Annotated in this window: 22 protein-coding genes; 12 read left to right on the top strand and 10 right to left on the bottom strand. The window is 57.3% G+C overall.

Annotated features, from left to right (window positions below):
* Positions 1-7: 7 nt before the first annotated feature.
* On the top strand, positions 8-211 hold the full coding sequence (locus GJQ55_RS05505) for a hypothetical protein (RefSeq protein WP_228346504.1): 204 nt from the start codon (positions 8-10) through the stop codon (positions 209-211).
* Positions 127-834, top strand: coding sequence for an HD-GYP domain-containing protein (locus GJQ55_RS05500; RefSeq protein WP_479266823.1), 708 nt, complete (start codon positions 127-129; stop codon positions 832-834). The genes GJQ55_RS05505 and GJQ55_RS05500 overlap by 85 nt, the downstream gene beginning before the upstream one ends.
* Before the next feature lie 18 nt (positions 835-852).
* Here GJQ55_RS05500 and GJQ55_RS05495 read toward each other — a convergent pair whose 3' ends face one another.
* On the bottom strand, positions 853-1,431 hold the full coding sequence (locus GJQ55_RS05495; RefSeq protein WP_228346502.1) for an acyl-CoA thioesterase: 579 nt from the start codon (positions 1,429-1,431) through the stop codon (positions 853-855).
* Complete coding sequence (locus GJQ55_RS05490) at positions 1,428-2,309, bottom strand: acyl-CoA thioesterase (protein WP_228346501.1); 882 nt, start codon at positions 2,307-2,309, stop codon at positions 1,428-1,430. Before GJQ55_RS05490 ends, GJQ55_RS05495 begins: the two co-directional genes overlap by 4 nt.
* 203 nt (positions 2,310-2,512) lie before the next feature.
* On the opposite strand from GJQ55_RS05490, the gene trmA reads away from it, so the two are divergent.
* Together trmA and dbpA are read left to right on the top strand one after the other, a co-directional pair.
* On the top strand, positions 2,513-3,640 hold the full coding sequence (trmA, locus tag GJQ55_RS05485; protein ID WP_228346500.1) for a tRNA (uridine(54)-C5)-methyltransferase TrmA: 1,128 nt from the start codon (positions 2,513-2,515) through the stop codon (positions 3,638-3,640).
* Positions 3,637-5,016, top strand: coding sequence for an ATP-dependent RNA helicase DbpA (dbpA, locus tag GJQ55_RS05480; RefSeq protein WP_228346499.1), 1,380 nt, complete (start codon positions 3,637-3,639; stop codon positions 5,014-5,016). Before trmA ends, dbpA begins: the two co-directional genes overlap by 4 nt.
* A gap of 810 nt (positions 5,017-5,826) precedes the next feature.
* On the opposite strand, the gene GJQ55_RS05475 is transcribed toward dbpA, so the two are convergent.
* On the bottom strand, positions 5,827-6,582 hold the full coding sequence (locus GJQ55_RS05475) for a TSUP family transporter (RefSeq protein WP_228346498.1): 756 nt from the start codon (positions 6,580-6,582) through the stop codon (positions 5,827-5,829).
* A gap of 122 nt (positions 6,583-6,704) precedes the next feature.
* Here GJQ55_RS05475 and GJQ55_RS05470 point away from each other — a divergent pair, with 122 nt between their 5' ends.
* On the top strand, positions 6,705-7,958 hold the full coding sequence (locus GJQ55_RS05470; protein WP_228346497.1) for a mechanosensitive ion channel family protein: 1,254 nt from the start codon (positions 6,705-6,707) through the stop codon (positions 7,956-7,958).
* A gap of 5 nt (positions 7,959-7,963) precedes the next feature.
* Complete coding sequence (locus GJQ55_RS05465) at positions 7,964-8,548, top strand: hypothetical protein (protein ID WP_228346496.1); 585 nt, start codon at positions 7,964-7,966, stop codon at positions 8,546-8,548.
* Here the strand turns inward: GJQ55_RS05465 and GJQ55_RS05460 are convergent.
* Positions 8,536-8,739, bottom strand: coding sequence for a hypothetical protein (locus tag GJQ55_RS05460; RefSeq protein ID WP_228346495.1), 204 nt, complete (start codon positions 8,737-8,739; stop codon positions 8,536-8,538). The two genes, GJQ55_RS05465 and GJQ55_RS05460, sit on opposite strands and share 13 nt — an antisense overlap.
* 53 nt (positions 8,740-8,792) lie before the next feature.
* A complete protein-coding gene (locus GJQ55_RS05450; RefSeq protein ID WP_420907157.1) occupies positions 8,793-9,077 on the bottom strand; it encodes a lipocalin family protein in 285 nt (94 codons plus the stop codon).
* Between the two features lie 91 nt (positions 9,078-9,168).
* Here GJQ55_RS05450 and GJQ55_RS05445 point away from each other — a divergent pair, with 91 nt between their 5' ends.
* On the top strand, positions 9,169-10,455 hold the full coding sequence (locus GJQ55_RS05445; RefSeq protein ID WP_228346494.1) for an MgtC/SapB family protein: 1,287 nt from the start codon (positions 9,169-9,171) through the stop codon (positions 10,453-10,455).
* Between the two features lie 56 nt (positions 10,456-10,511).
* Here the strand turns inward: GJQ55_RS05445 and GJQ55_RS05440 are convergent, their stop codons facing one another.
* From GJQ55_RS05440 to GJQ55_RS05430, 3 genes are all read right to left on the bottom strand, one after another.
* Positions 10,512-11,918, bottom strand: coding sequence for a solute carrier family 23 protein (locus GJQ55_RS05440; protein WP_228346493.1), 1,407 nt, complete (start codon positions 11,916-11,918; stop codon positions 10,512-10,514).
* A gap of 136 nt (positions 11,919-12,054) precedes the next feature.
* The gene (gene sbcB / locus GJQ55_RS05435; protein WP_228346492.1) at positions 12,055-13,497 is read right to left on the bottom strand and encodes an exodeoxyribonuclease I; all 1,443 of its coding nucleotides are present in this window, start codon (positions 13,495-13,497) and stop codon (positions 12,055-12,057) included.
* A gap of 38 nt (positions 13,498-13,535) precedes the next feature.
* Positions 13,536-14,501 (bottom strand): alpha/beta fold hydrolase, encoded by a 966-nt coding sequence (locus GJQ55_RS05430; RefSeq protein ID WP_228346491.1) that lies wholly within the window; start codon positions 14,499-14,501, stop codon positions 13,536-13,538.
* Between the two features lie 194 nt (positions 14,502-14,695).
* On the opposite strand from GJQ55_RS05430, the gene GJQ55_RS05425 reads away from it, so the two are divergent.
* Positions 14,696-17,215: a DUF349 domain-containing protein gene (locus GJQ55_RS05425; protein WP_228346490.1), complete on the top strand. Its 2,520-nt coding sequence runs from the start codon at positions 14,696-14,698 to the stop codon at positions 17,213-17,215.
* An 821-nt stretch (positions 17,216-18,036) separates the two neighbouring features.
* Here the strand turns inward: GJQ55_RS05425 and GJQ55_RS05420 are convergent.
* Both GJQ55_RS05420 and yaaA read right to left on the bottom strand, forming a co-directional pair.
* The gene (locus GJQ55_RS05420; RefSeq protein WP_228346489.1) at positions 18,037-18,615 is read right to left on the bottom strand and encodes a YajG family lipoprotein; all 579 of its coding nucleotides are present in this window, start codon (positions 18,613-18,615) and stop codon (positions 18,037-18,039) included.
* The gene (gene yaaA, locus GJQ55_RS05415) at positions 18,608-19,396 is read right to left on the bottom strand and encodes a peroxide stress protein YaaA (protein WP_228346488.1); all 789 of its coding nucleotides are present in this window, start codon (positions 19,394-19,396) and stop codon (positions 18,608-18,610) included. The genes GJQ55_RS05420 and yaaA overlap by 8 nt, the downstream gene beginning before the upstream one ends.
* Positions 19,397-19,432: 36 nt before the next feature.
* Here yaaA and GJQ55_RS05410 point away from each other — a divergent pair, with 36 nt between their 5' ends.
* From GJQ55_RS05410 to GJQ55_RS05395, 4 genes are all read left to right on the top strand, one after another.
* The gene (locus GJQ55_RS05410) at positions 19,433-20,131 is read left to right on the top strand and encodes an adenosylcobinamide amidohydrolase (RefSeq protein WP_228346487.1); all 699 of its coding nucleotides are present in this window, start codon (positions 19,433-19,435) and stop codon (positions 20,129-20,131) included.
* Between the two features lie 96 nt (positions 20,132-20,227).
* Positions 20,228-21,535, top strand: a complete 1,308-nt coding sequence (locus GJQ55_RS05405) for an acyl-CoA dehydrogenase family protein (RefSeq protein ID WP_228346486.1) — start codon at positions 20,228-20,230, stop codon at positions 21,533-21,535.
* An 11-nt stretch (positions 21,536-21,546) separates the two neighbouring features.
* Positions 21,547-22,755 (top strand): acyl-CoA dehydrogenase family protein, encoded by a 1,209-nt coding sequence (locus GJQ55_RS05400; RefSeq protein WP_228346485.1) that lies wholly within the window; start codon positions 21,547-21,549, stop codon positions 22,753-22,755.
* 32 nt (positions 22,756-22,787) lie between these two features.
* Positions 22,788-24,626 carry a long-chain-acyl-CoA synthetase gene (locus tag GJQ55_RS05395; protein WP_228346484.1) on the top strand — a complete coding sequence of 613 codons (1,839 nt, stop codon included), beginning with the start codon at positions 22,788-22,790 and terminating at the stop codon, positions 24,624-24,626.
* The last annotated feature ends 226 nt before the right edge of the window (positions 24,627-24,852 follow it).

Below are 24,852 nucleotides of genomic sequence, written 5' to 3'. Positions count from 1 at the left end.
CATAACCATGAAAAAACACCCCGGTACCGCTGGCAGCATGCCGGTAAAAGGCACGGGTTGCGGCATCCGCCCCGACCTTGATGAGCTGGGCGCCGATACCGGTTTTGATTTTTCCGCCGCCGCCACATTGTTGCCAGCGCAGGAAGAATCTGTTGCAGAAAAACCCCAGCCATCACCAGCCAGCAACGGCTGGAAAAAGCCGCCCAACTGAAGCCCGACCAGCAGGCCCGCACCAGCGTGCAGGAAGAATTGCGCAAAGCGCACAAACTGTCTGACGATGAATTTGCCGTTATGCGTCAGCACGTGGTGTTAAGCCGCGAATTGTTAAAACAAACCCCCGGCGTGGGTGAACTCACCATTAAAGTGGCGGCCCAGCACCATGAACGCATTGATGGCTCGGGCTACCCCGATGGCCTGCACGACTGCGATATCTGCCGCGAAGGGAAAATGTGCGCCATTGCCGATGTGTACGATGCCATTACCGCCGACCGCGTCTATCACAAGGGTTTACCGCCGACCATGGCGCTGAAAAAACTGCTGGAATGGAGCGGCACCCATCTGGATGAAAAACTGGTGCACCGGTTTATCCGCTCAATGGGTATTTATCCGGTCGGCACGCTGGTTAAGCTGAAAAGCGGCAAGCTGGCGGTGGTGCTGGAAAACTCTGACAGCGATCAACGTTCGCCGGTGGTTAAAGTGATTTACCACGCCACCAGTAAGCGTTACCTGCCGGTGGAAATTATCGATCTGAGCAAACCCAGCGTGCAGGACGAAATTGAGCGCGCGGTGGATGCGGATAAATGGAATATCCGCCTGAATGACTTTTTAGGCTGATTTCAGCCGTATAAGCCCTTACCCCTGCGGCCGGGCAGCATGCCGGGCTTCCCGCTCTTCTTCCGCCAGCCGTTTGGCCCCCAGCAGTTCAATTTTCGCCAGCACTTCCAGAGGTGCAACCGGGGTTTCCGGTTGTTCCATCCCGGGCAGCTGCTGATAGCGGGCAATGGCCTGTTGTAACGCCCCGAACGACCGCACTTTACCGCCTTTCAGCATGGCAATACGGGCCAGCGCCTTGGCGTGTAAACGCCCGTCCACCAGAAAACGGTGCTCCATATAAAAGTATTTTTTATCCCAGTGCAGCACCCGGCTTTCCACATCCACTGCCGCCAGCGGCTTGATTTCTCGCACAAAGGTGAGGGTCTGGCTGGCCAGCACCGAACGCCAGCCAAAGCGCACAAATAAAGGCCCGGCACCAATGCGCAGAAAAAATTCTGTGCGCGCCAGATCCAGCCATTGCGGATAGCGGCCATTGGTTAAGTGAACATTCAGATCACAATCCCAGGGCATTACCCGGAAGCGATGACGGGTGACACTAAGCGCCGACATCGGCCGGCGCCACGGCCGCGCCAGCAACAACAATAACGACCGCATCATGCCGGCTTTCCGGCTGCCGGCACTTTACGGATTAAGCCTTCCTGTGCCACCGAAGCCACCAGTTCACCGGCCTGATTAAAAATCTGCCCCCGGCACAAACCCCGGCCGCCGGCTGCCGCCGGGCTGTCGATGGCGTACAGCAGCCATTCATCCATACGGAACGGCCGGTGAAACCAGATGCTGTGATCGAGGCTGGCCACCTGCATATCTTTTTGCGTTACCGATACCGCATGCGGGTGCAGCGCGGTCGGAATTAAATTGAAATCGGTGGCATAGGCCAGCATGGTCTGGTGTTCGGTGCGGTTATCACCCATCGGCGCATCGGCTTTCATCCACACATATTTCAGCGGCTCTTTTTTGGTTGGTGCAAAAATATTCACCGGGTCCAGTACGCGCATTTCAATGGGTTTATCGGCGGTATAAATATCGCGCACGCGCTCAGGAAAATAATCCCGGAACATCCGCGCCAGTTCCAGCTGCGAGGGTATTCCGTCCGGGCCTTTAACCTGCGGCATCGGCGCCATATGCTCAAAGCCCTCTTCCGGCTGCTGAAACGAACACAGCATGGTCAGAATGGCTTTACCGTTCTGGCTGGCGGTTACCTGGCGGGTGCAGAAGGTACGGCCATCGCGGACTATTTCCACTTCAAATTCAACGCTGTCCTGCACCGTACCCGGGCGCAGAAAATAAGCGTGCAGCGAGTGTGGCACCCACTGTTCATCCGGCAGGGTTTCCATGGCGGCCGACAAACTCTGCCCCAGCACCTGGCCACCAAACAGATTGCGGAACCCCAGATCCTGGCTATGGCCGCGAAAGCGGTTAACGCCAATGGCCTCCAGTTTCAGCAGAGACAGTAATTCCTGTAATACGTCGCTCATGGTTACCTCGTTTGAAACAGACACGCGCAGAGCGCGCACGATACGGATAATACGCCGTGGAACATTGGCCGAAATGACGTTAACCGCTGCCACAACTTACCTAACCGCCCGGCCTGACCGGTTAAAAGATGCACAACCGGGTGCAGAAACTGCCGCAATCCGTATAATACCGGCCCATTTTTCAGTTCCGGGTCGGCCCGTTCATGCAGCAGCTTGAGATTTACCAACATAACGTCAACACCGCCGAATACCAGAGCCTGCTGGACGAAAAAGCAGGCTGGTTGCGCCAGCGGTTTGCGGAGTTCAACCCGCCAGCTCTGCAGATACACGCCAGTGAACCCAGCCATTTCCGCCTGCGCGCCGAATTCCGTCTGTGGCACGAAGGCGAGCGCTGCTTTTACGCCATGTTTGAGCCGGGCAACAAAAGCAAAGCCTACGAAGTCCTGGATTTCCCCATCGCCAGCCAGCTGATCAACCGGCTGATGAAAGAATTGCTGAACGCCATTCAGCCGCATGAGCTGCTGCGGCAGAAATTATTTCAGGTGGAGTTTTTAACCACCCTCAGCGGCGATGCCTTAATTACGCTTATTTATCACAAGCCGCTGGACGACGACTGGATTGCCGCCGCCGAAGCCCTGCAACAGCAATTGGGTTTTCCCATTATCGGCCGCTCACGCAAACAGAAAATTATGCTGCAGCGTGACTGGGTAAACGAAACCCTGCACGTCGATGGCAAAGCCCTGCACTACCGGCAAATGGAAGGCGCCTTTACTCAGCCCAACGGTGGCATAAACCAGCAGATGCTCAGCTGGGCGCGCAAGCAAGCCAAAGCCATTATTGCCAAAGCAGGCGAGCATGATCTGGTTGAACTCTATTGCGGCAACGGTAATTTTTCCGTGGCGCTGGCCGATTGCTTCCGCAAGGTGCTGGCCACCGAAATTGCCAAACCCTCAGTACAATCGGCACAAATCAACATTGCCGACAATGGGTTGGATAATCTGATTATTGCGCGCTTATCCAGCGAAGAATTTGTGCAGGCGCTGCGCGGTGAACGCGAGTTTGAACGCCTGCGCGACGTCGATTTAAACCAGTACGATTTCCGCACCATTCTGGTTGACCCGCCACGCGCTGGTCTCGACGATGAGTCGGTGCGCCAGGTACAGGCGTACGAAAACATTATTTATATTTCCTGCAACCCGGACACCCTGTTCAATAACCTGCAGGTACTGACCCAAACCCACGAAATAACCGCTTTTACGCTGTTCGATCAGTTCCCCTACACCGATCATGCCGAAACCGGTGTGGTATTAACCCGGAAAACATCCGCATGACCGATACTTCTTTTGCCAGCTTAGCCACGCTGAACAGCGCCCAGCTGGAAAACCTGCAGCGCATGGGTTACACCAGCATGACCGCCATTCAGCAGCAAGCCTTACCGGCGGCGCTGGCGGGTAACGATATCCGCGCGCAGGCCAAAACCGGCAGCGGAAAAACCGCCGCGTTCGGTATTCCGTTATTACAAAAACTGAACCCGCGCTTTTTTGGTGTGCAGGCGCTGGTGCTGTGCCCGACCCGCGAACTCAGCACCCAGGTGGCGGAAGAGCTGCGCAAACTGGCGCGCTTTCAGGCCAATTTAAAAGTGGTGGTGCTGTGCGGCGGGGTGTCCATTGGCCCGCAAATCGCCTCACTGGAACACGGTGCGCACGTGGTGGTGGGCACGCCCGGCCGCATTCAGGACCACCTGCGCAAAAACACCTTGCGCATTGATCAGGTCGAAACCCTGGTGCTGGACGAAGCCGACCGAATGCTGGACATGGGCTTTGCCGACGCCATTCAGGATATTGCCGCGCTCACCCCGAAAAGCCGCCAGACCCTGCTGTTTTCCGCCACCTACCCGGACAATATCGAGCAACTGAGCAGCAACCTGCAGCGCAACCCGGTGGCCGTTACGGTGGAAAGCGTGCATCAGGCCAGCAGCATCGAACAGCACGTGATTCTGTGCGAGCGTGGCAACAAAGACGCCGTAATGGCGCGCGCCCTGCAGCACTTTGATATTCAGCAGGCCGTAGTGTTCTGCAACACCAAACAAGCGGTGGAAGACACCACCCACAGCCTGCGCAACCTCGGCTATTTAGCCCTGGCGCTGCACGGCGATTTAGAACAACGCGACCGCGACGAAGTGTACGCCCGCTTCAAACAAAACAGCGCGCACTTTCTGGTCGCCACCGACGTCGCCGCCCGTGGCCTCGACGTGGATGATTTACAGGCGGTGATTAACTACGAATTACCGCGCGATCCGGAAGTGTATGTGCACCGTATCGGCCGCACCGGCCGCGCCGGCAAACAGGGTTTGGCGCTGAGCCTGGCCACCGACAAAGAAGACTACAAACGCGCCGCCATCGCCGACCAGATGGGCCAGCACATTCCGCTGCTGGCGGCTGACGAATTAACCGGCCGCAGCGACATCTGCAAACCGCCGATGGTCACCCTGTGCCTGGCGGCCGGCCGCAAAGACAAACTGCGCCCCGGCGATATTCTCGGCGCCTTAACCGGCAAAGGCGGCATCGATGGCAAAGCGGTGGGTAAAATCGACGTGCTCGATTACGTGGCCTATGTGGCCATCGAGCGGTCGGTGGCCAACGTGGCGTTGGCGCATTTGCAGCAGACGCGGATTAAAAACCGCGCGGTACGGGTACGGCGGGTGTAACCCGCCTGGCCCTTTACTGCCTGCCCGGCTGACCACGCTGTACGCCAGCCCGTTGGGCTGGTTTAGCCGTCACTGCGTGACGGCTTTTGCGGCTTACAGCCGCTGTTTAAGCTGCCGCTACGCGGCAGCTTATGCGGCCTTCGGCCGCTGGTATTGCAAGGGGAGGTATCCCCTTGCGAACCCCTCTGGCCCGCGTCCCAGCTGTTACTCGCTTCGCTCGCCCTTCGGGCCAGCCTGCGGCTGTTACTCCCGCTGGTCGTTGCCTTGCTGAAAAAATCCGCTGACGCCCACGGATCGTAAGGTACATCCTGTACCACGATCCTTGCCCGGCATCCCGCCGGGCATGGCTACCGGCTTTTTTCATCAGCGGGCTGGAACGAATGGGCCGGGAATAACCGCAGCAATGTGAAAGAATTTTGGCGGCCTGCGGCCGGATATTTTTGGGTTTCGTTTTTTGCGCGCGTAGCGCGCCCACTTAAATTTTGCCGGCGTAGCCGCTGGGGTTTGAATCGCGCCTATAGCACGCCGAAATGAACCGTCATTGACAGGCCCGCCCGGATGGACCGGGCGAGGATCGTGGCGCACGACGCGCCTTACGATCCGTGGCCGCAGGCAATGACGGTGAATGAGGAAATACGTGCTATACAGCGCAAAGCTGGAGCGCGAGGATAAGTTCCTCGCAATCGGGGCGCGGGGGCGGAGCCCCGCACAAGCTGCCACGCAGTGGCAGCCAATCAGCCCGATAGGGCTGACAGCCTGCAAGGCTGGAATCAGCCAGCCCAGCAGGGCTGGCGTACATCATAAAAGGCGTCAGCCTTTCAACAACAGGCTGATGCTAATGGCCACACAAACAGCCACGGTCATCAACCGGATAAACCCCACCCCCTGTTTCAGCGCTGTCGCCGCGCCCAGGCGGGCACCAATGGCCTGCCCCACGGCCATGCTCAGCCCCACCAGCCAGACGATCTGCCCCGACAGAATAAACACCGTCAGCGACACGATATTGGTGGTGAAATTCAGCAGTTTGGCGTGCGCTGTGGCCTGCACCATGTTCAGGCCACGCAGCTGGCAATAACTTAGGGTAAAAAACGTACCGGTACCGGGGCCGAAAAACCCATCGTAAAACCCCACCGCCGGTACGGCGCTGCTGTTAAACGCGGCGTTATTCAACCGGGGTTCGCTGATGCTGCGGCCCACGTTGCGGGCCAGCAACAGGTACAGAGCAATGGCCATTAACGCAAAAGGCATGGCCTGCATTAATAAAGCGGTATCAAACCACTGAATCGTCAGCGCCCCCAGGGCCGCGCCAATGCCGGTGGCCAGCACCGCCCAGCGCTCGGCCCAGGGTTTAACCAACCCGGCGCGGACAAAAAAGCGGGTGGCGGTAAAGCTGCCAAAACTGGCCTGCAGTTTATTGGTGGCCAGTGCCTGCACCGGATTAAGCCCCGCCAGCAGCAAAGCCGGAATGGTCAGCAGCCCGCCACCGCCGGCAATGGCATCAATAAATCCGGCCAGCATGGCCACCAACGCCAACACCACCAACCACTCCACTGCCAGTTCTGCCACGCTGCTGCTCCCGCTGAAAAAGTGCATTCTAACGAAAATCGGCCATAAAGCCGCTGCCGCATTTGACGCAGCGCCGGCGGTGGCTTAGCGTTGCCGTATTCCCCCGCTGTAACGGAGTTTTTATGCCTGCCGGACTTAATGATTTTATCGAACAACTATCAGCCAACCCGTTTTTATACAGCCTGGCAGCCCTGAGTGGGTTATTGGTACTGGCCTGGCTGGGTAACTGGATTGTTAATCGCATTCTGCTGCGCGCTATTTTCCGTGCTCTGCGTTCGACGCCGGTGCGGCAGCTGGAACAGGACGGCAATCTGAAGTTTATCGCCCGCCTCGCCAATGTGGTGCCGGCGCTGATTATTTCGGAAGGCATTCTGTTTGTCCCCGGCTTGCCGGAAGCTCTGACCACCGTGGTCAGTAACGTCGCCCGGGCCTTTACCGTATTAACCGTGGCGCTGGCCATCAGCCATGTTTTAACCCTGCTGAATACCCTGTACGAGCGCCGGCCCGATGCCCAGCATAAGCCCATTAAAGGCTATCTGCAGGTGGTGAAAATCGTGGTGTTTGCCATCGCCACCATCATGATGATTGCGTTGTTAATCGACCGTTCGCCGCTGATTCTGTTGTCTGGTTTGGGTGCCATGGCGGCGGTGCTGATGTTAATTTTTCAGGACACACTGCTGTCGCTGGTTGCCAGTGTGCAAATTTCCTCCAACGATATTGTACGGGTGGGCGACTGGATCGAAGTGCCGCAACTGAATGCCGACGGCGATGTTATCGATATTGCCCTGCACACGGTCAAAGTACGCAACTGGGATAACACCATTACCAGCATTCCGACCAAGCGCTTTATTACCGATTCGTTCAAAAACTGGCGCGGTATGCAGGAGTCCGGCGGCCGGCGGATTAAGCGCAGCCTGATGATTGATCAGCAAAGTGTGCATTTTCTGAGCGCTGACGAAAAACAGCATTTGCGCCGCTTCCGTTTATTAAAAGACTACCTGCAGGAAAAACAGCAGGAAATAGACGAGTGGAATGCCCAGCTGCAGGAACAGGGCAAAGAGCCGGTGAACACCCGCCGCATTACCAACCTGGGCACCTTCCGCGCCTATGTGAACCATTACCTGCGTAACCACGCCGGTATCCATCAGAACATGACCTTGATGGTACGTCAGCTGGCCCCAACCGCCGATGGTTTGCCTCTGGAAATATACTGCTTTACCAACACCACGGCCTGGGTAGCCTATGAAGGCATTCAGGCCGATATTTTCGACCATTTACTGTCGATTATTCCGGAGTTTGGCTTGCGCGTGTATCAGCACCCCAGCGGTCAGGACGTGCGGGAAATCCAGCACGGCCTGCGGTCGCTGCAGGGCTGAACACAATGACCTCGGATATTCATCACGATGAACAGGGCAAACCGCTCAGTCATTCTGAGAGCGAAAAACGGCGGCTGGAACGCGAAGCCGCCAAGTTTTTTATGCGCGCTTATGAAAAACAATTTCATCAGCCCATGCGCCATATCTGGCACAACCAACCGGCCAAGCCGGATATTTCCTGCTTTCTGAACGGTGAAGAACTGGATCTGGAAATTGCTCATTTATACGCCAGCGAGCAGGAAGCCCGCATTGCCGCCGGCGACAACCCGCCCCCTGCGGCGGCCGACCAGTATCAGGGCGAAGAGCATTTTTGGGCTTATTTGGCTGACCTGGCCAGTATGGAAAGCGGTCGAAAACTGCATACCGCGTTGCAGAGAATATTAACCAGCAAGGCACGCAAACGTTACCACAGCAACCGGGTATGGCTGGTTATCCGCAACGCCAGCCCGCTGTGGCAACATGACGATTTTCTGCCCATCGTACGGCACCTGGTCTTACCACCGCATCATTTTGAACAAATCTGGCTGCTGACCGATTTTAATGGTGAAAATCCCCTGCTGCGGCTGGGACCGGGTTATCAGGGTTGTTGATCGTCTTCCCAGCGGCGAACCGCTTGCACCAAACCAGAAAACCCATTCCAGAACCCCAGCAGCAACGCCAGCCAGGTAGCACCGAACAACAACGCAGCCAGTATCAGTAAGCCTGACGAGCCAAGCACCACGGCCATAAACCCCAGCAGCAGCGACGCGGCTAATAACAACAGCGGGAATGTGGCGTTCATCGCTCTATTACGCCTTCTGGTTCCTGTTGAACATCACTCATGCGCCACGTAAATCAGCTGTTCGGTATCAAACCCGCGCTCGCGGGCGGCTTGTTTAAAGGCGTCCAGCACTTCCGGAGCAACTTGCGGAGTACGCGCACGCCGCCATCGTCGCGCAGGCTGTATTCCGCCTGAATACGGGTTAAGCCACGTTCAAAGGAATGGTCGAGGCGGGCTATTTCGTACCAGGTGCCCAGGTACCTGCCGAGTTCAAAGTTGTTCACCGGCTGCTCGGTTTTGGGCATGCCCAGGCAACCGCCCAGCAGCATGGCCAGCACCACCATCATGACTTTATTCATAACATTTCCCCGCTAAACCAAGAGTCTGGCATTTTGCCAATGCTTGCCGGATTATGGGTTGGTTACCCGGAATTACCAATAAGGAAGGCCCATGCCCGAAACCGAACTGACTGTTTTAATGAGCGGCCATACCGAAACCGCGATGCAGTTACTGGTGGCCTTGTTACTGGGTGCGCTGGTAGGGCTGCAGCGCGGCTGGGTGGTGCGTGAACAGCTGCCGGGAACGCGGGTGGCCGGCATCCGCACCCACGCGTTAACCGGCTTAACCGGTGGTATTGCCACCCTGCTGGCCATGCAGTTAACCATCTGGCTGTTGCCGGTATTTCTGTTGATTGTGGCGGCTATGGCCATTGCCGGTTACCGGGCGCAGGCGGTCAGCACGCAGAATTTCAGCATTACCGGCATGGTCGGCCTGCTGCTCACCTTTTGCTTTGGTGCGCTGGCGATGGCCGGTGAAACCGTTACCGCAGCAATGGCGGCGGTGGTGACCACCATGATTCTGGATAACAAGCAGGAAATTCATAACGCCCTGCGCAAACTGCAGGAACACGAACTGGACGCGGCACTGAAGTTACTGCTGATTTCAGTAGTAATGCTGCCGCTGCTGCCCCGTCAGGGCATTGGCCCGGGGGAAGTGATTAACCTGTATGAAATCTGGTGGATGGTGGTGTTAATCGCCTCGGTGTCCTTTATTGGCTATTTTTCGGTGCGCATTGCCGGGCCGGAAAAAGGGCTGTTATTTACCGGTTTTTTTGGCGGTTTAAGTTCATCCACCGCCACCACCCTGCACTTTTCCCGCCTGGCGCGCAGCGTTCCGCAAAGTTCTTCTCTGCTGGCCGCCGGTATTTTACTGGCCTGTGGCACCATGTTTCCGCGGGTCTTGCTGTATGGCTATTTAATTAATCCGGCGCTGCTGTCGTTATTACTCTGGCCGATGCTGGTGATGATGCTGGCCTTGTATCTGCCCGCCGCCTTAATGCTGTACCGTTACCGCGGCGTGGCGGTAGAGCATCCGGCGCTGGCCAGCAACCCGCTGGAATTACGTTCGGCCATGATTTTAGGCGCACTGGTGGTGATGATTCTGCTGCTGGCCGAATGGCTGCGCGAAGGCATGGGCGATCAGGGTATGTATTTATTGGCGGCGGTATCGGGCGTGACCGATATTGATGCCATTACCCTGTCGCTGGCGCGTCTGTCACTGACCGATGCCTTCAATACCGAAGCCATTGTGGTGGGCATTTTTATTGCCGCCAATATGAATAATCTGTTCAAAACCCTGCTGGCGTTCAGCATTGGTAAAGCGGCGCTGGGTATTAAGGTTGGCGGGGCCATGCTATTGGCACTGTTGCTGGGCGGTGGCCTGTTGTTCTGGTCATAACCGCCTTAACGGCCATAAAAAAACCGGGCATTGCCCGGTTTTTTTATCATCACGACTTATTTAGAAGCCGCTTTTTCTTCTTCCGATTCCTGCGGATCAGCAAACATAAACTCATCTTCGGTTTTGTGTTTGCCCATCAGGCGCGGACGTTCGATCAGGAAGTACAGTGCCACACCGATAATAACGGCATAAACAGTGGATTTCGGATCCGGCATCGCCAGGGTTACTGCCACAATACCAGCTACTCCACGCTCAGCCGGGTTTTTCAGCTGCTCCATGCCCACCATAATACAGATGTAAGCCGTCAGGATCAGAGTCAGTGACAGGGCAATCGGCAGTACCGGTTTGAAGATGCTGACCAGCGGCAGAATAAAGACCGCAATCATACCCATAATCCAGAAAGTACCGCCGCCGCTGTAGATGGAATCCATGGCTTTACGGCCCATGGCATAACGCTCAGCCACCGTCGCGTGTGCCGCTGTCCACAGCGGACCCGCCAGACCCGGCCACGGCGCAAAGAAAGCATGGATGGCGTTACGGATCGCAGTCACTGTGTGTACGCGGTTAACGTTGGTTTCAATCACTTCGTCTTTACGCACCTGGTCAACACGCTCACACAGGGTGAAGCCCACAATGATGTCACCAAAGGCTATAACATAAGCGATCAGGGCGGTCGGAATCGCCAGCAGGAATACATCCCAGCCCGGGAAACCCAGGTTAAATACCAGGTATTGAGCCATCAGGCCGAAATCCGGCTGAGTAATGCCCCACTGGATATCCGGCAGCGGGTATTCACCCACGCTCCAACCCACGATCATGGCCAGAATCATGCCCGGAACCATACCGAAGTTGGCGATTTTACGGGCGATAGCAGACTGCTCCAGAATGTTTTTAAACGACATGGAGAACAGAATGTAGGCAGATAATACGGAGCCGACGATCAATGAGATCGGGGTGTTATCCACACGACCACCGGCTTTCAGCTCGCCCATCATGGCAGCGATACCGGCACCGATAATAATACCGGCCTTCAGTGAGTTCGGAATTACCTTAACCAGCTTGGCACCCCAGCCAGTCAGGCCGAGAATCAGGAAGATCAGGGTAACCAGAATTTGCAGAGCAAACATGGCTTTAATGGCTTCAGGACCCGGTTCAAAGGCACTGAGGAACAGTATCACGACCGGAATTGCTGGCGTAATCCAGCCCGGCACCAGCGGTACACCCAGCAACGCCGGCAACAGGTAACCGATACCGGCAATAAAGGTAAAGGCCAGTGCGGCTTCGTAAGGCATACCCAGATATTTTTCCAGCAGCGGAATCATGGCCAGGCTGACCACGAACATAACCATCGCCTGCATGGCTTCCGGCCATTCCCAGCGGTAGTGGATAAAGGGCAAACGGATCTTGAAGGGACCAGCCGGCCAGTAAGGCTGTTCGGCACCGTATTCACGTTCAATAGCCATGAATATGCTTCCTGTTGTGGGTTATTTCAGAAGCTGCGCACAGTAAAGAAGAGCAAGGAATGAAGCGAGCAAAGCGCCCTACACCTTAGTCTTAAAACACCACTAAGGTCGTAGGAAAGATGTCTTAGACGAGGCCTTAAAAGGCCTCAAAGGGATAAATAGATTCTGCGTACAGCTGTAAATCCTGCACCCACTGCAGTTTAACCGGGTCATCCATTACCTGTTGGGCGGCCAGCTGCAACTCCTGAGCAAAGCGTTCAAAGTTCAGCAGCGGCGAGTCGGGGTTATTATGCAGTAGCCGGGCAACCCGGTGTTGCTCCCAACGTTCACGCTCGGTTTCGTTGAGGGTATCGGGGTAATTGCGGGCGCGGAAACGGAACAGCATTTCCTCTCCCCGCTTATCCTTAAACGGCGCCGGCCAGTCGGCCAGATCCCAGGGCGACAGCTGATGCACGGACTGCATGGCCTGTTTATCGGCGGGCGGGAAAAACCCATCGTACAGCTGCACGTCGACATCGGTGGCCGGGGCAAACTCCCGGCCGGAAAATACCTGCTGCAACACAGCGGTTAAATCCGGGCCGTTTTTCAGGCTGGCTAAATGCTGGCGTAACACATCACCGCTGATGGCCCAGCGTTCAGCCTGCTCCGGCGTTAAGGTTTTGGCCGGTGCCAGTACCGGTGATTTATTAATATGAATTTCTTTCAACGGTAAGCGGCTCTGGCCTTCGGCCAGATCGGCATTTTTCACAAACAACCGTTGCTGAATCTGCTCGGCGCTTAACCCCACCAGCTGAGCCGGGTCGTGCTGCAAATCCCACACAATCACCGAATTTTTATTACTGGGGTGCCAGCACAGCGGCACCACTACGGTCATGCAGCCCTGCTCCACCGGGTACATACCGGAAATATGCACCAGCGGTTTGTGGTTATTCACATCAATCAGGTCCGCTACGGCCTCTTTACGGCGCAGGCCATATAAATACTGAAACAGTTTGGGTTGGCGGTCGCGCAGCAGCCGCGCCAGGGCAATGGTGGCCCGCACGTCGGACACCGCGTCGTGGGCCTTGCCGTGGTCAAGGCCATTGGCGGCGGTTAATAATTCCAGCTTAAAGCTGATACGGCCCTGCTCATTGCGCGGCCATTCAATACCGTCCGGGCGCAGCGCATAGGCGCAGCGGGCCACGTCGAGCAGATCCCAGCGCGAATTACCGCCCTGCCACTCGCGCGCATAAGGGTCAAAGAAATTGCGGTACAGGCCGTAGCGGGTAAATTCATCATCGAAGCGGATGCTGTTATAGCCGGCGCTGCAGGTACCAGGCACGCTGAACACCTCATTAATGCGACGCATAAATTCGTGTTCGTTCACGCCCTTGCTCTGGCAATCCTGCGGCACGATGCCGGTAATCAGCACCGCCTGCGGATGCGGCAAATAATCGTCCGCCTGACGGCAGAAAATTTCGACCGGTTCTGCAATTTCGTTCAGCTGTTCATCGGTGCGGATCGCCGCAAACTGCGCCGGGCGATCCCAGGCGGGTTGAGCACCAAAGGTTTCGTAGTCGTACCAGACAATACTGTTCAAACGCTGTTCCTCAGGCCCCCGCCCATGCAGAGGCTTTATTAATTACCCATACTCACCGGCATGGAAAAAAACTGCCCGGTCTGCAGAAAAATATGCGCATCGCGGGCGCTCTGTACCGGCAGCTCTTCCATCGGCAAATGACCAACCCCTTCGTACGTCACCACACTGGCCACCGGTAAATCGCGGCGGAACTGTGCCAGTACATCCAGCGGTACCCAGTTGTCTTCTTCGCCCCACATCAGCAGGGTCGGGGCTTTCACCTGTTTTACCTCATCCCCCAGCTGCGGGTTGCGGCTTTGTTCTTTCATGGTGCGGAATACCTGCACCAGTGCCTTACGGTTGCCTTGGCGCAAGGTCAGATCGTGGTAACGGCGCACCAGCTGGCTGCTCACTTTATCGCTGTCGCCATAGGCCGCTTTAATATTATTACCGACCATAAAGCGCGGCATCATCAGCTGGCTCATTTCACCAATTACCGGTAAGGACGCCAGATTCATAATAAAGGGCATATCCTGCGGATAACCGGCGGCATCGACCAGAATCAGCTTGTCAACCCGTTGCGGATGCTGCACCGCATACTTCCAGCTGATATAGCCGCCCAGCGAATTACCGGCCAGATGGGCTTTTTCAATATTCAGCCGGCTTAAAAAGGTATCCAGCGTCTTCACCATATAACCAATGTCGTAACGCTTACGCGCCAGATCCGGCCCGGTTAACCCATGGCCGGGTAAATCGAGACGGATAATACGGTAGTGCGGCTGCAGCTGTTCTACCCAGCCATCCCAGGTGTGCAGCGACGACGCCACACCATGCAGCAACACCAGCACCGGGCCCTGCCCTTCATCCCGGTAATGGATATTGAGGCCATCAATATTCACAAAACGTGACTGCTGATTGGTGTAATGCTGCGTCAGTTCGTCCATAGACCGTGAACCGATGCCCATGGAGGCACAACCAGTAAGCCAGATAAAGCTGAACAACAGCCCGAGTCGGAAAATGTTCATACGGATCCCCGCGATGGTGAGTATTTTTTATTGTTGTGTCCCGCCGCCCACCGTTGCGCGACAGAATTGCGCCAGACTTTACCATAAGCCCGGCGGATTCGTCTGCCCTGCGCCATCATTGGCCTGCCCCTTCCTTATTCGGGGCTGGTGGGTACAATGGGGCGCGTTTTTTCTCCCATCGCTGGACGGATACCATGGCATTTTTCAGTAAGATTTTCCGGGCAAAACAACCTAAAAACGAACCGCGCCAGGACAAAACCCCGGCTCCGGCCGCCGTACCGGCAAACCCCGACAGCATTCCGGCCGCCCAGCTGCCCGACTGGCTTCTTACCGTTACCGATGCCAGCGTTGCCCTGCAGGGGCTGGCCCGTCTGAGCACTGCACAACAGCGCCTGCCCCTGGCCATGCAGCACAGTGTGGCGCAGGTGCGGCTGGCGGCAGCCGAAGGCATTCACGACCGCGACTTACTGCAACAACTGCAGCAGCATGCCAAAAGCAAAGACAAAGCCGTGTTCCGCTTATGCAAAGAACGCCTGGCCGCCCTGCGCGCCGGCGAGCAGGAACAGCAAGCGCGCCAGCAACGAATCGAACAGTTACTGGCTCAGGCCCGTTACCTGAACAAAATTGGCTACCACCCGGAATTTAACGGCAAGCTGCAACTGCTGCAGAAAGAATGGCCCGAGCTGCAGGCCGACGCCGATGCCGCCACCGTCAGCGCGATGCAGGCCGAACTGGCCAGCGCCAGTGCGCTGTTGCAACAGCACGCCGACGAAGAAGCCCGCCGGCAGGCCGAAGCCGCCGCCCGCGAAGCCGCCGCTCAGCAACAACAGCAGATTCAGCAGCAACTCAGCCAGCTGCTGCAGGATGCCGCTCAGACCGATACTGAAACCTTAAAAACCCAACTGCCGTCGTTGCAGGAACAGTGGGACAACAGCCTGCGTCAGCACAAGCCAGAGCTGCAAACCGGGCGGCAGGTAGAACAACAACTGCAGCAACTGCGCAGCATTGTTAACAGCCTGCAGCAATATCAGAGCGTGGCGGCGGACTTAAGCTCCTGGTTAAGCCAAAGCCACAGCGATGCCGCCAGTCTGGCGCAACAACTGCAACAAGGCAGCCAGTGGTTACAAAACATGAGCTGGCCGGCCGGCGTGGCTCAGCCCGGCTGGTATCAGCAACTGCTGCAGCGTATGCACGAATTACGCGGGCAGGAGCATCAGCAGCAGGCGCAACAGAAATCCCGTCAGCAGCAGGTCACCGAGCAGTTAACGGCTCTGGAACAGGCGCTGAACAATGGCCAGGTGAAAGACGCCGGCAAACTGAATCAACAGATTCAGCGACAGCTGAAACAGCTAGATAACCAAAGCGCTGCGCCGCTGCAGCGTCGTTTACGGGCACTGAATACCCGCCTGCAGGAAATGCGCGACTGGGCCGGCTTTGCCACCCGCCCGAAAAAAGAAAGCCTGCTGGCAGCCATGGAAGCCTTAATCGGCGCCGACCTGGCACCGGCCCTGCTGGCCGATAAAATTCATGCCCTGCAGGAAGAATGGAAAGCCCTGTCCGGACTGGCGGCCGACCACGACCTGTGGGAACGCTTTCAGCAGGCCGGCGATCAGGCCTTTGAACCCTGCCGGGCCTGGTTTACCGAACAGGCCGAACAACGACAGCGCTTTGTGCAGCTGCGTCAGCAGTTAATTCAGGAGCTGGACCATTACGAACAAGCCCTGGACTGGGCCAGTGCCGACTGGAAAACCGTGCAGAAAACCCTGGATACCGCCCGCGATGCGTTCCGCACTTACGGCCCGGTGGAACGTCATCTGCACAAATCGACCCAGGATAATTTCAACGCCGTCTGCGACCGCATTTACGGCCATCTGAAACAGGAATACGACCGCAATCTGGCCGCCAAACAGGCATTGCTGCAACAAGCAGAACAGCTGGCCAGCAGCGATGACCTGCGCGGCGCCGCCGATCAGGTCAAACAACTGCAGGCGCAATGGAAAGCCGTGGGCGTTACACCGCGCCAGCCCGACCAGAAACTGTGGCAGCAATTCCGCAAACAGTGCGACGCCGTGTTCGCCCGCATGGACGAACAGCGCGAAGCGCGTAAAGCCGAACTGAACGAAGTGGTGGCCCAGGCCGAACAACAGGTCGCTGCGGTACTGAACGAACTGCCGGACGATGCCAACGCCGCCCGCCACGCCATCAACGACGCCCGCCGCCAGCTGCAGGAACTGAACCTGCCGAAATCCGCCCAGCAGCGCTTACTACGCCAACTGCAGGACAGCGAGCAACAACGCCAGCAACAACAGCAGGCGCAGCAGCAACAAGAACAACAACAACGCCGCGCCGGCCTGTTTGCCCGCCTGCAACACCTGCGCGGTGACGACGCCCAATGGCAGCAAGCCTGCGCCCTGCCGCTGCCGGAGGGCATTGCGGCTGAATGGTTTGAACAAGCCCGCGCGCAGCAGCCGGACAACAGCGCTTCCGCTGCTGACCTGTGCATTCTGATGGAAATTCTGGCCGACCAGCCCAGCCCCGACAGCGCCAAAGCGCGCCGCATGGAACTGCAGGTACAGCGGCTGGCCGACGGCCTCGGCAAGGGGTTAGATGCCCGGCAGGAAATGCAGCAATTGCTGCAGCGGTGGCTGCAGGTCAATGCTGACTTACAGCAGCAGGAGCGCTTTATTCAAGCGCTGGAGAAACTCAGCGCCTGAGCGCTGGTTATGCGGTATGCCAGCCCTGCCGGGCTGGTTGGCTTCTGTGGGAACGGGCCATGCCCGTGACACCAGCGCTGCGCGCTGGCTGTTTTCAGCCTTGCAGGCTGTCAGCCCGATGGGCTGATACGGCCGCCGCTGCCGCGACTGGCCTATTGCGGGGCTCCGCCCCCGCGCCCCAATGTAAGGGGAGGAATCCCCTTACCAACCCCTCTGGCCCGCGTTCCAGCTGATCCTTGCTGAAAAAATCCGCTAACGCCCACGGATCGTAAGGTACATCCTGTACCACGATCCTTGCCCGGCATCCCGCCGGGCATGGCTACCGGCTTTTTTCAGCGGCGGGCTGGCCCGATTGGGCCGGGAAAAACCGCAGCAACCCGAATAGTTTTCTGCGGCCTTCGGCCGGAAGAATTTTTCTTTTTTCTTTTGGGCTGTGCGCGCGTAGCGCGCTCAATTAAACCCAGCCGGCGTAGCCGCTACTGTTTTTTCGGCCCATTCGTTCCAGCCCGAAGTTTGGCAAAGCCAATAGCATCGTTTGGATGACTCCAAACGAGTGGCCAGGGGCATGGATGCCCCTTGGCCGCGTATGCTCAATTGGCTTTGGTAAACGAGGATCAGCTGGGACGCGGGCCAGAGGGGTTGGCAAGGGGATACCTCCCCTTGCACTGGGGCGCAGGGGCGGAGCCCCGCATAAGCTGCCATGCAATGGCAGCCTGTCCAGCGGGCGCAGCCCGCAAAAAGCCGTCACGCAGTGACGGCTAAACCAGCCCGACAGGGCTGACAGCCGGCAAGGCTGAAAACCCAGCCCGGCAGGCTGCCGGTTAAATAACCCCTAAAGAACGCTTCAGCTCAGCGTCATTGAACATATAAGACCACAGCCGTCCGAGCGCATCATTCACCCACTGCTGGCTGTATTCCTTCACCGGCGAGGTCGCCAGCGACCGCATTTCATTAATGCCATAGGGCTTGGTAAAGGTTTTCTCACCGTCTATAACGGTTACCTGAAAGCGCATCGAGATACTGCATTCATTCACGATAATGCCTTCGTTGCACTGGTACAGAAACTCTTCCACGGTCAGCTGTACGCGCAGCGGTTGCGGGTCATTGGCCGCACCAAAACCCAACGCCGCCAGGCTGTTTTGTAAGCGCGCGGTTAACGCCTGGGTCAGGGGTTTATCGGCCAGTAACGGCGAGTTTTCCGGTGCGCGGCCGCCGCGGTGGCCCAGCACATCAAAACCAACCTGGCGTTCGTCCACCACCCGCACCAGCGCCTCACGGCCCGGTGAGGTCATGCCCTGAATATCAGCCTGTTCGGCCAGGGAAATGGTTTGCGGCGCCAGCACACAACCACTTAATAACAAGGTAACCAGACCCGCTACAACCAACATCAGTTTACGCATGAGGGATATCCTTCTCTGCTCGTTTAAATACCAGGGTGTCGCCACGGGAATCTTCTTCACTGAAGCGATAACCGGCAACGTTAAAATCGGCCAATAAGACCGGTGAATCCAGCTGCTGTTCAATGATCCAGCGGGTCATCAGGCCACGGGCTTTTTTGGCGTAAAAACTGATGATTTTGTACTGGCCATTTTTTTCATCTTTAAACACCGGGGTAATCAGCCGCGCCTGCAGCTGTTTTGGTTTGACCGCACCAAAATACTCGTTCGACGCCAGGTTCACCACCACGTCAGCCTGCTGCTGCGCCAGTTCGGCATTCAGCGCCGCGGTGATTTTATCGCCCCAGAAGGCGTATAAATCTTTCCCCTGCGGGTTCGCCAGTTTGGTGCCCATTTCCAGCCGGTACGGTTGCATTAAATCCAGCGGCCGCAGCACCCCATACAAACCGCTTAAAATGCGCACATGCTGCTGAGCAAATGCCAGTTGCTGCGCGGTTAAGGTATCAGCATCCAGACCGGTATACACATCGCCCTTGAAGGCCAGAATGGCCTGTTTGGCATTCTCCGCCGTAAACGGCAGACGCCAGTCGTGAAAACGCTGCACATTCAGTTGCGCCAGCGCCGGGCTGAGTTTCATTAACGCACCCAGCTGATCCGGGGAGTAGCCTTTCAGAATATCCACCAGCGCCGCCGAATCATCGGTAAATCCGGGCTGGGTGGCTGTTGTGATAACCGGTGGCGTGTCAAAATCCAGCGTTTTCGCCGGCGACAATAACGTCAGCATGGTGTTTCCTGTAACGGGACGTGGTAAACAGCCCCTATGATAACGACAGACCGTCCGGCGCCCAACTGCCACGCCATAGAGTTTTTGCATCAGCCTGATTACATCGTCCTGCATCTGCCTGAACGCTGGCCAATTCTCAGCTCGGCCGTACTCAATGGCGGTTTCAGTAGCGCGCGCAGTTTGCTGAATCTGCGCGTCGATGCCAATGCCCCGCCACCCTGGCCACCGGCCGCCCAAACGCTGCAGCAACAGGCACAGCAACTGCATTTAAGCGCACCCTGCTGCGGTATGATGACCGCCGCCTCCATGCAATCACTGGGTTATGCCCGCAGCGGTGATACGCATTTTACCGCCGAATGTTGGGTTACCGCCGGGCTGGCCAATCTGCGCCGCCCCGGCGACCGGGCCGATGCACCGCCGCGGGCGGGTACTATTAATATCTGGCTGCTGCTGCACCAGCCGTTAACCCCGGCGGCCATGACCGAAGCCTTAATTCAGCTGACCGAAGCCAAGGTCACCGCCATCCGTGATCTGAATTTACTCAGCCCGGTATCCGGCCTGCCCGCCAGCGGCACCGGCACCGACAGCCACGCCGTGATCTGCCCACCGGCCAGCGCTGACACTCCGGCGCTGGCGTTCTGCGGCAAACATACCCGCGCCGGTGAACACATTGGCCGGGCGGTGTTACAGGCTTGCCGGCACAGTCTGCAGCAATGCCTGCGCGTAGCCGACTGACCGAACCGCCCACCGGCCTTGGCCACTGCTGCCAATGCTATTGAGTTCTGAATCCGACAACCTCGGCGCATAAGAATAATGACTGAGGCAGTATTGATGGCACAGGACATTCAGGGCGTCGGCTTACGGCTGGCCAGCCGCTTCGCCGGCAGCCGCTGGGCAGAAAAATACGGTCTGCGCAAACCGGTTGAGCGCATCGCCTATTTATCCACCCGCGCCGGTTTCCGCTTCGCCGGTAAATTGCTGCAAAAGCGCCAGCAACCCGATCCCACCCCCGGCGAACGGCTGCCCAACAGCCGCGAAAAACAGCTGTTTGATTTAAGCCTTACCGACGAACAGCAGATGATTAAAGACAGCGTGCGCGCCTACGCCAGCGATATCGTGCGCGGGCTGGCTCACGACGCCAACGAAGCCTGTGCCCTGCCCGACACTTATCTGCAGGACGCCATGGCACTGGGGCTGAATCTGTTTGCCGTGCCCGAATCCATGGGCGGTGCCGCCAGTGGTTACAGTCCGACCACCAGCGCCATCATTGCCGAAGAACTGGCCTGGGGCGATTTATCCCTGGCGTTTGCCACCCTCGCCCCGGTGGCGGTGGCCAATGCGCTGGTACGCTGGGGCACCCAGCAACAGCAGCAACGCTGGCTGCCGTTATGGCTGGGCGAACAACCGGTGCAGGCCGCCATTGCGGTGCAGGAACAACACCCGCTGTTCAGTGCCGACAAACTCCGCTGCAGTGCTACCAGTCAGCGCAAAGGCTTTACCCTGAACGGTGAAAAAACCCTGGTGCCGCTGGGCGGCAAGGCGCAGCTGTATCTGGTGGCGGCGCATTACCACGGCAAGCCACGGCTGTTTATTGTACCGGCCGACACCGCCGGCCTGAGCTTTGCAGCGCAACCGGCCATGGGCCTGCGTGCAGCAGCAACCGGCACCCTGACTCTGGACAACGTCAAACTTGACCACAACGCCCTGCTCGGCGGCGAGCACAGCGATTTTCACTACCGTGATTTTCTCGATCTGGGTCAGCTGCACTGGTGTGCGCTGGCCACCGGCACCTGCCAGGCCGCGCTGGATTACCTGATTCCCTACTGCAATGAACGCGAAGCCTTTGGCGAACCCATCAGCCACCGGCAGTCAGTGGCCTTTATGCTGGCCAATATGGCCATCGAACTGGAATCCATGCGCCTGCTCACCTGGCGCGCGGCGGCACTGGCCGAACAGGGCAAAGCGTTCCACCGCGAAGCGTATCTGGCGCATATTCTGTGCGCCGACAAAGCCATGGAAATCGGCACCAACGCCGTGCAGTTACTGGGTGGCCACGGTTTCACCAAAGAACATCCGGCCGAACGCTGGTACCGCGATTTGCGCGTGCTGGGTTGCATCAACAGTGGTTTGCACCTGTAAGGAGAACACTCATGCTGAATCTGGAAGTTCCGAAAAAATTCCGCCCGCTGGTGCAGCAGGCGCGGCAGGTGGCCAACAACGTATTCCGCCCTATTTCGCGTAAATACGACCGTAACGAACACGCCTACCCGGTCGAGCTGGATATACTGGCCGCCATAATGGATGGCATGAACGACGGCACCATGGGAGAAGGCGCCGGCGCCGGTAAATTAAAACAGGATAAAAAGCACGCCGATGGCATCGTCAACAGCACCAATATGTCGACCGTGCTGGGGCTGCAGGAACTGTGCTGGGGCGATGTCGGTTTATCCCTTACCCTGCCCCGTCAGGGTCTGGGCAACGCCGCCATTGCCGCCGTGGCCGATGCCGAACAATTCGCCCGTTTTGGTAAAAAATGGGCGGCCATGGCCATTACTGAACCGGGCTGCGGTTCCGATTCCGCCGCCATCCGCACCACCGCCGTTAAAGACGGCGACCATTACGTTCTGAACGGCGAAAAAATTTACGTCACCTCCGGTGAGCGCGCCGAGGCAGTGGTGGTCTGGGCCAGCCTCGACCGCAGTATCGGCCGCGCCGCCATCAAATCCTTTGTGGTGGAAAAAGGCACCCCCGGCATGGACGTGGTGCGGCTGGAAAAGAAACTCGGTATCAAAGCCTCCGACACCGCTGCCATTACCTTTACCGATTGCCGCGTCCCTGCCACCAACCTGCTCGGCAGCCCCGACATTAACCCCGAACAGGGGTTCGCCGGCGTAATGCAAACCTTCGACAACACCCGCCCGGTGGTCGCTGCCATGGCGGTGGGCGTCGCCAAAGCCGCCCTCGACCGCAGCTGGGCCATTCTGAAGGAATACGGCCTGCAACCGCAGTACCGTCATGACCTGAAAAATACCAGCCATCTGGAAGCCCAGCTGTACCGCTTTGAGGCCGACTGGGAAGCCGCCCGCCTGCTGACCTTAAAAGCCGCCTGGATGGCCGACAACGGCATGCCCAACTCCAAAGAAGCCTCCATGGCCAAAGCCAAAGCCGGCCGCACGGCCAACGCCATTACCCTGGGCTGTGTCGAGCTGCTGGGGGCGCTGGGCTACAGTGAAGACGAATTACTGGAAAAATGGGCACGCGACTCAAAAATTCTGGATATCTTTGAAGGCACCCAACAAATTCAGCAGCTGATTATTGCCCGCCGTTTACTGGGTAAAAGCTCGGCTGAATTACGCTGAAACCAACAATAAAAAATTAAGGTAAATTGCTTATGACCACCACCTCTCCGGCACCGTTACAACCCCGTCATGTCAGCCTGGTGAATATTCTCGGCAGTGTCGTACAGGGCCTGCCCGAACTGGGCGTAACCTTAAAAGGCGTGGCGGCACTGGTGACCACCAAACCGGAAAAGAAAAAATCCATTGGTTTATTACTGGAAAAACACGCCGCCAGTCAGCCCGACCATATTGCCATCCGCTACCAGAATATTACCTGGTCGTATCAGCAGCTGAACGAAGCCGCCAACCGCATTGCCCATTTATTAATCAGCCAGGGCATCGGTGCCGGAGATAGTGTTGGGGTAATGCTGGAAAACCGCCCGGAAAGCCTGATTTCCGTAATGGCCATTGTAAAACTGGGCGCCATTGCCGGTATGATCAATACCTCGCAGCGCGGTGAAGTGCTGGAACACAGCATCAACCTGATTCAGCCGAAAGCGTTGCTGATCGGTGAAGAAATGCTGAATAACCTGGCCACCGTCGAACACGCTCTGCCGCGCGCATTAAAAGCGCAACTCTATTATGTGAAAGACACCGGCCAGCGCGACTGTCCGGCGCATTATCAGGATCTGCACGCTGCCTGCGCGCCACAACCCGACAGCAACCCCGGCACCACCGCGGCCGTGCAGATGCACCAGCCCTGTTATTATATTTTTACCTCCGGCACCACCGGCATGCCAAAAGCCTCAGTAATGACCCATTACCGCTGGTTTAAATCCATGGCCGGTATGGGCCTGGCGTCCATGAAACTGCGCAAAGACGATGTGCTGTACGTCAGCCTGCCGCTGTACCATAACAACGCCTTAACGGTTTCCATGGCCGCGGTGCTGGGCGCCGGCGCCTGCATTGCCATTTCGCGTAAATTCAGTGTGTCGAAATTCTGGGATGAAATCCGTGACCACGGCGCCACCGCTTTTTGCTACATCGGTGAACTGTGCCGTTATTTACTGAATACCCCGGCCAGCGACAACGACCGCCAGCATAAAATCCGCGTAATGATCGGCAACGGCTTACGGCCAGATATCTGGATGGAATTCAAACAGCGTTTTGGTATTAAACACATCAACGAATTTTACGGCGCCAGCGAATGCAACCTGGTATTTACCAACGCCTTAAATCTGGATAAAACCGCCGGTATCTGCCCGCTGTCGTACAACATCGTCGCCTACGATATTGAAAACGACGAACCGCTGCGCAATAAAAAAGGCTTTATGGTGCCGGTTAAAAAAGGCGGCACCGGCCTGCTGATTACCGAAGTGAACGACAAACAGCCCTTCGATGGTTATACCGACGAAGACGCCAGCCAGAAAAAATTATTCCGCAATGTGTTCAAAAAAGGCGACTGCTGGTTCAACACCGGGGATCTGGTATTAAACCAGGGCTTCAAGCACGTCGCCTTTGCCGACCGCCTCGGGGACACCTTCCGCTGGAAAGGTGAAAACGTCGCCACCACCGAAGTGGAATCCATTCTGATGGAGTTCGACGATATCGAACACGCGGTGGTGTACGGCGTGGAAATACCCCACACCGATGGCCGCGCCGGCATGGCCGCCATTACCCTGAAGCCCGGCGCCAGCCCGGACTGGGGTGCCCTGGCCCGCCATTTACGCGAAAAATTACCCGCCTACGCCATTCCGCTGTTTTTGCGCCTGCGCGAACAGGAAGAAGTGACCGGCACCTTCAAATACCGCAAGGTGGAGCTGAAAAACGAGGCTTACCATCTGGATAAAGTCAGCGAGCCGGTGCTGGTTTTGGTGGGTAAGCAGGCGGCTTACGAAGCGCTGACGGCGGAGGTGGAAGCCGCCATCAATGCTGGGGAGATCAGTCTGTAGCGCCAGACTGGCTTGCTTTTTCCGCGCTGCGCGCTGGCTTTGCATTGTGTACGCCAGCCCGTTGGGCTGGTTGGCTGCCATTGCATGGCAGCTGGTTTAGCCGTCACTGCGTGACGGCTTTTTGCGGCCTTCGGCCGCTGGTATTGCAAGGGGAGGTATCCCCTTGCGAACCCCTCTGGCCCGCGTTCCAGCTGGTTCCTCGTTTACCAAAGCCAATTAAGCATAC

Origin of the sequence: Venatoribacter cucullus, assembly GCF_016132445.1 — a bacterium.
GTDB lineage: Bacteria > Pseudomonadota > Gammaproteobacteria > Pseudomonadales > Oceanobacteraceae > Venatoribacter > Venatoribacter cucullus.
This window is presented reverse-complemented; position numbering and strand designations above follow the sequence as displayed.

What these genes read in the sequence shown, in the direction of transcription:
- GJQ55_RS05425 (WP_228346490.1), top strand. Translation starts at nt 14,696, where the DNA reads ATGGCATTTTTCAGTAAGATTTTCCGGGCAAAACAACCTAAAAACGAA.
- dbpA (WP_228346499.1), top strand. Translation starts at nt 3,637, where the DNA reads ATGACCGATACTTCTTTTGCCAGCTTAGCCACGCTGAACAGCGCCCAG.
- GJQ55_RS05460 (WP_228346495.1), bottom strand. Translation starts at nt 8,739, where the DNA reads ATGAACGCCACATTCCCGCTGTTGTTATTAGCCGCGTCGCTGCTGCTG.
- trmA (WP_228346500.1), top strand. Translation starts at nt 2,513, where the DNA reads ATGCAGCAGCTTGAGATTTACCAACATAACGTCAACACCGCCGAATAC.
- GJQ55_RS05395 (WP_228346484.1), top strand. Translation starts at nt 22,788, where the DNA reads ATGACCACCACCTCTCCGGCACCGTTACAACCCCGTCATGTCAGCCTG.
- GJQ55_RS05440 (WP_228346493.1), bottom strand. Translation starts at nt 11,918, where the DNA reads ATGGCTATTGAACGTGAATACGGTGCCGAACAGCCTTACTGGCCGGCT.
- GJQ55_RS05465 (WP_228346496.1), top strand. Translation starts at nt 7,964, where the DNA reads ATGACCTCGGATATTCATCACGATGAACAGGGCAAACCGCTCAGTCAT.
- GJQ55_RS05420 (WP_228346489.1), bottom strand. Translation starts at nt 18,615, where the DNA reads ATGCGTAAACTGATGTTGGTTGTAGCGGGTCTGGTTACCTTGTTATTA.
- GJQ55_RS05495 (WP_228346502.1), bottom strand. Translation starts at nt 1,431, where the DNA reads ATGATGCGGTCGTTATTGTTGTTGCTGGCGCGGCCGTGGCGCCGGCCG.
- GJQ55_RS05405 (WP_228346486.1), top strand. Translation starts at nt 20,228, where the DNA reads ATGGCACAGGACATTCAGGGCGTCGGCTTACGGCTGGCCAGCCGCTTC.
- GJQ55_RS05470 (WP_228346497.1), top strand. Translation starts at nt 6,705, where the DNA reads ATGCCTGCCGGACTTAATGATTTTATCGAACAACTATCAGCCAACCCG.
- GJQ55_RS05445 (WP_228346494.1), top strand. Translation starts at nt 9,169, where the DNA reads ATGCCCGAAACCGAACTGACTGTTTTAATGAGCGGCCATACCGAAACC.
- GJQ55_RS05450 (WP_420907157.1), bottom strand. Translation starts at nt 9,077, where the DNA reads ATGAATAAAGTCATGATGGTGGTGCTGGCCATGCTGCTGGGCGGTTGC.
- GJQ55_RS05400 (WP_228346485.1), top strand. Translation starts at nt 21,547, where the DNA reads ATGCTGAATCTGGAAGTTCCGAAAAAATTCCGCCCGCTGGTGCAGCAG.
- GJQ55_RS05430 (WP_228346491.1), bottom strand. Translation starts at nt 14,501, where the DNA reads ATGAACATTTTCCGACTCGGGCTGTTGTTCAGCTTTATCTGGCTTACT.
- GJQ55_RS05490 (WP_228346501.1), bottom strand. Translation starts at nt 2,309, where the DNA reads ATGAGCGACGTATTACAGGAATTACTGTCTCTGCTGAAACTGGAGGCC.
- GJQ55_RS05410 (WP_228346487.1), top strand. Translation starts at nt 19,433, where the DNA reads ATGATAACGACAGACCGTCCGGCGCCCAACTGCCACGCCATAGAGTTT.
- yaaA (WP_228346488.1), bottom strand. Translation starts at nt 19,396, where the DNA reads ATGCTGACGTTATTGTCGCCGGCGAAAACGCTGGATTTTGACACGCCA.
- GJQ55_RS05505 (WP_228346504.1), top strand. Translation starts at nt 8, where the DNA reads ATGAAAAAACACCCCGGTACCGCTGGCAGCATGCCGGTAAAAGGCACG.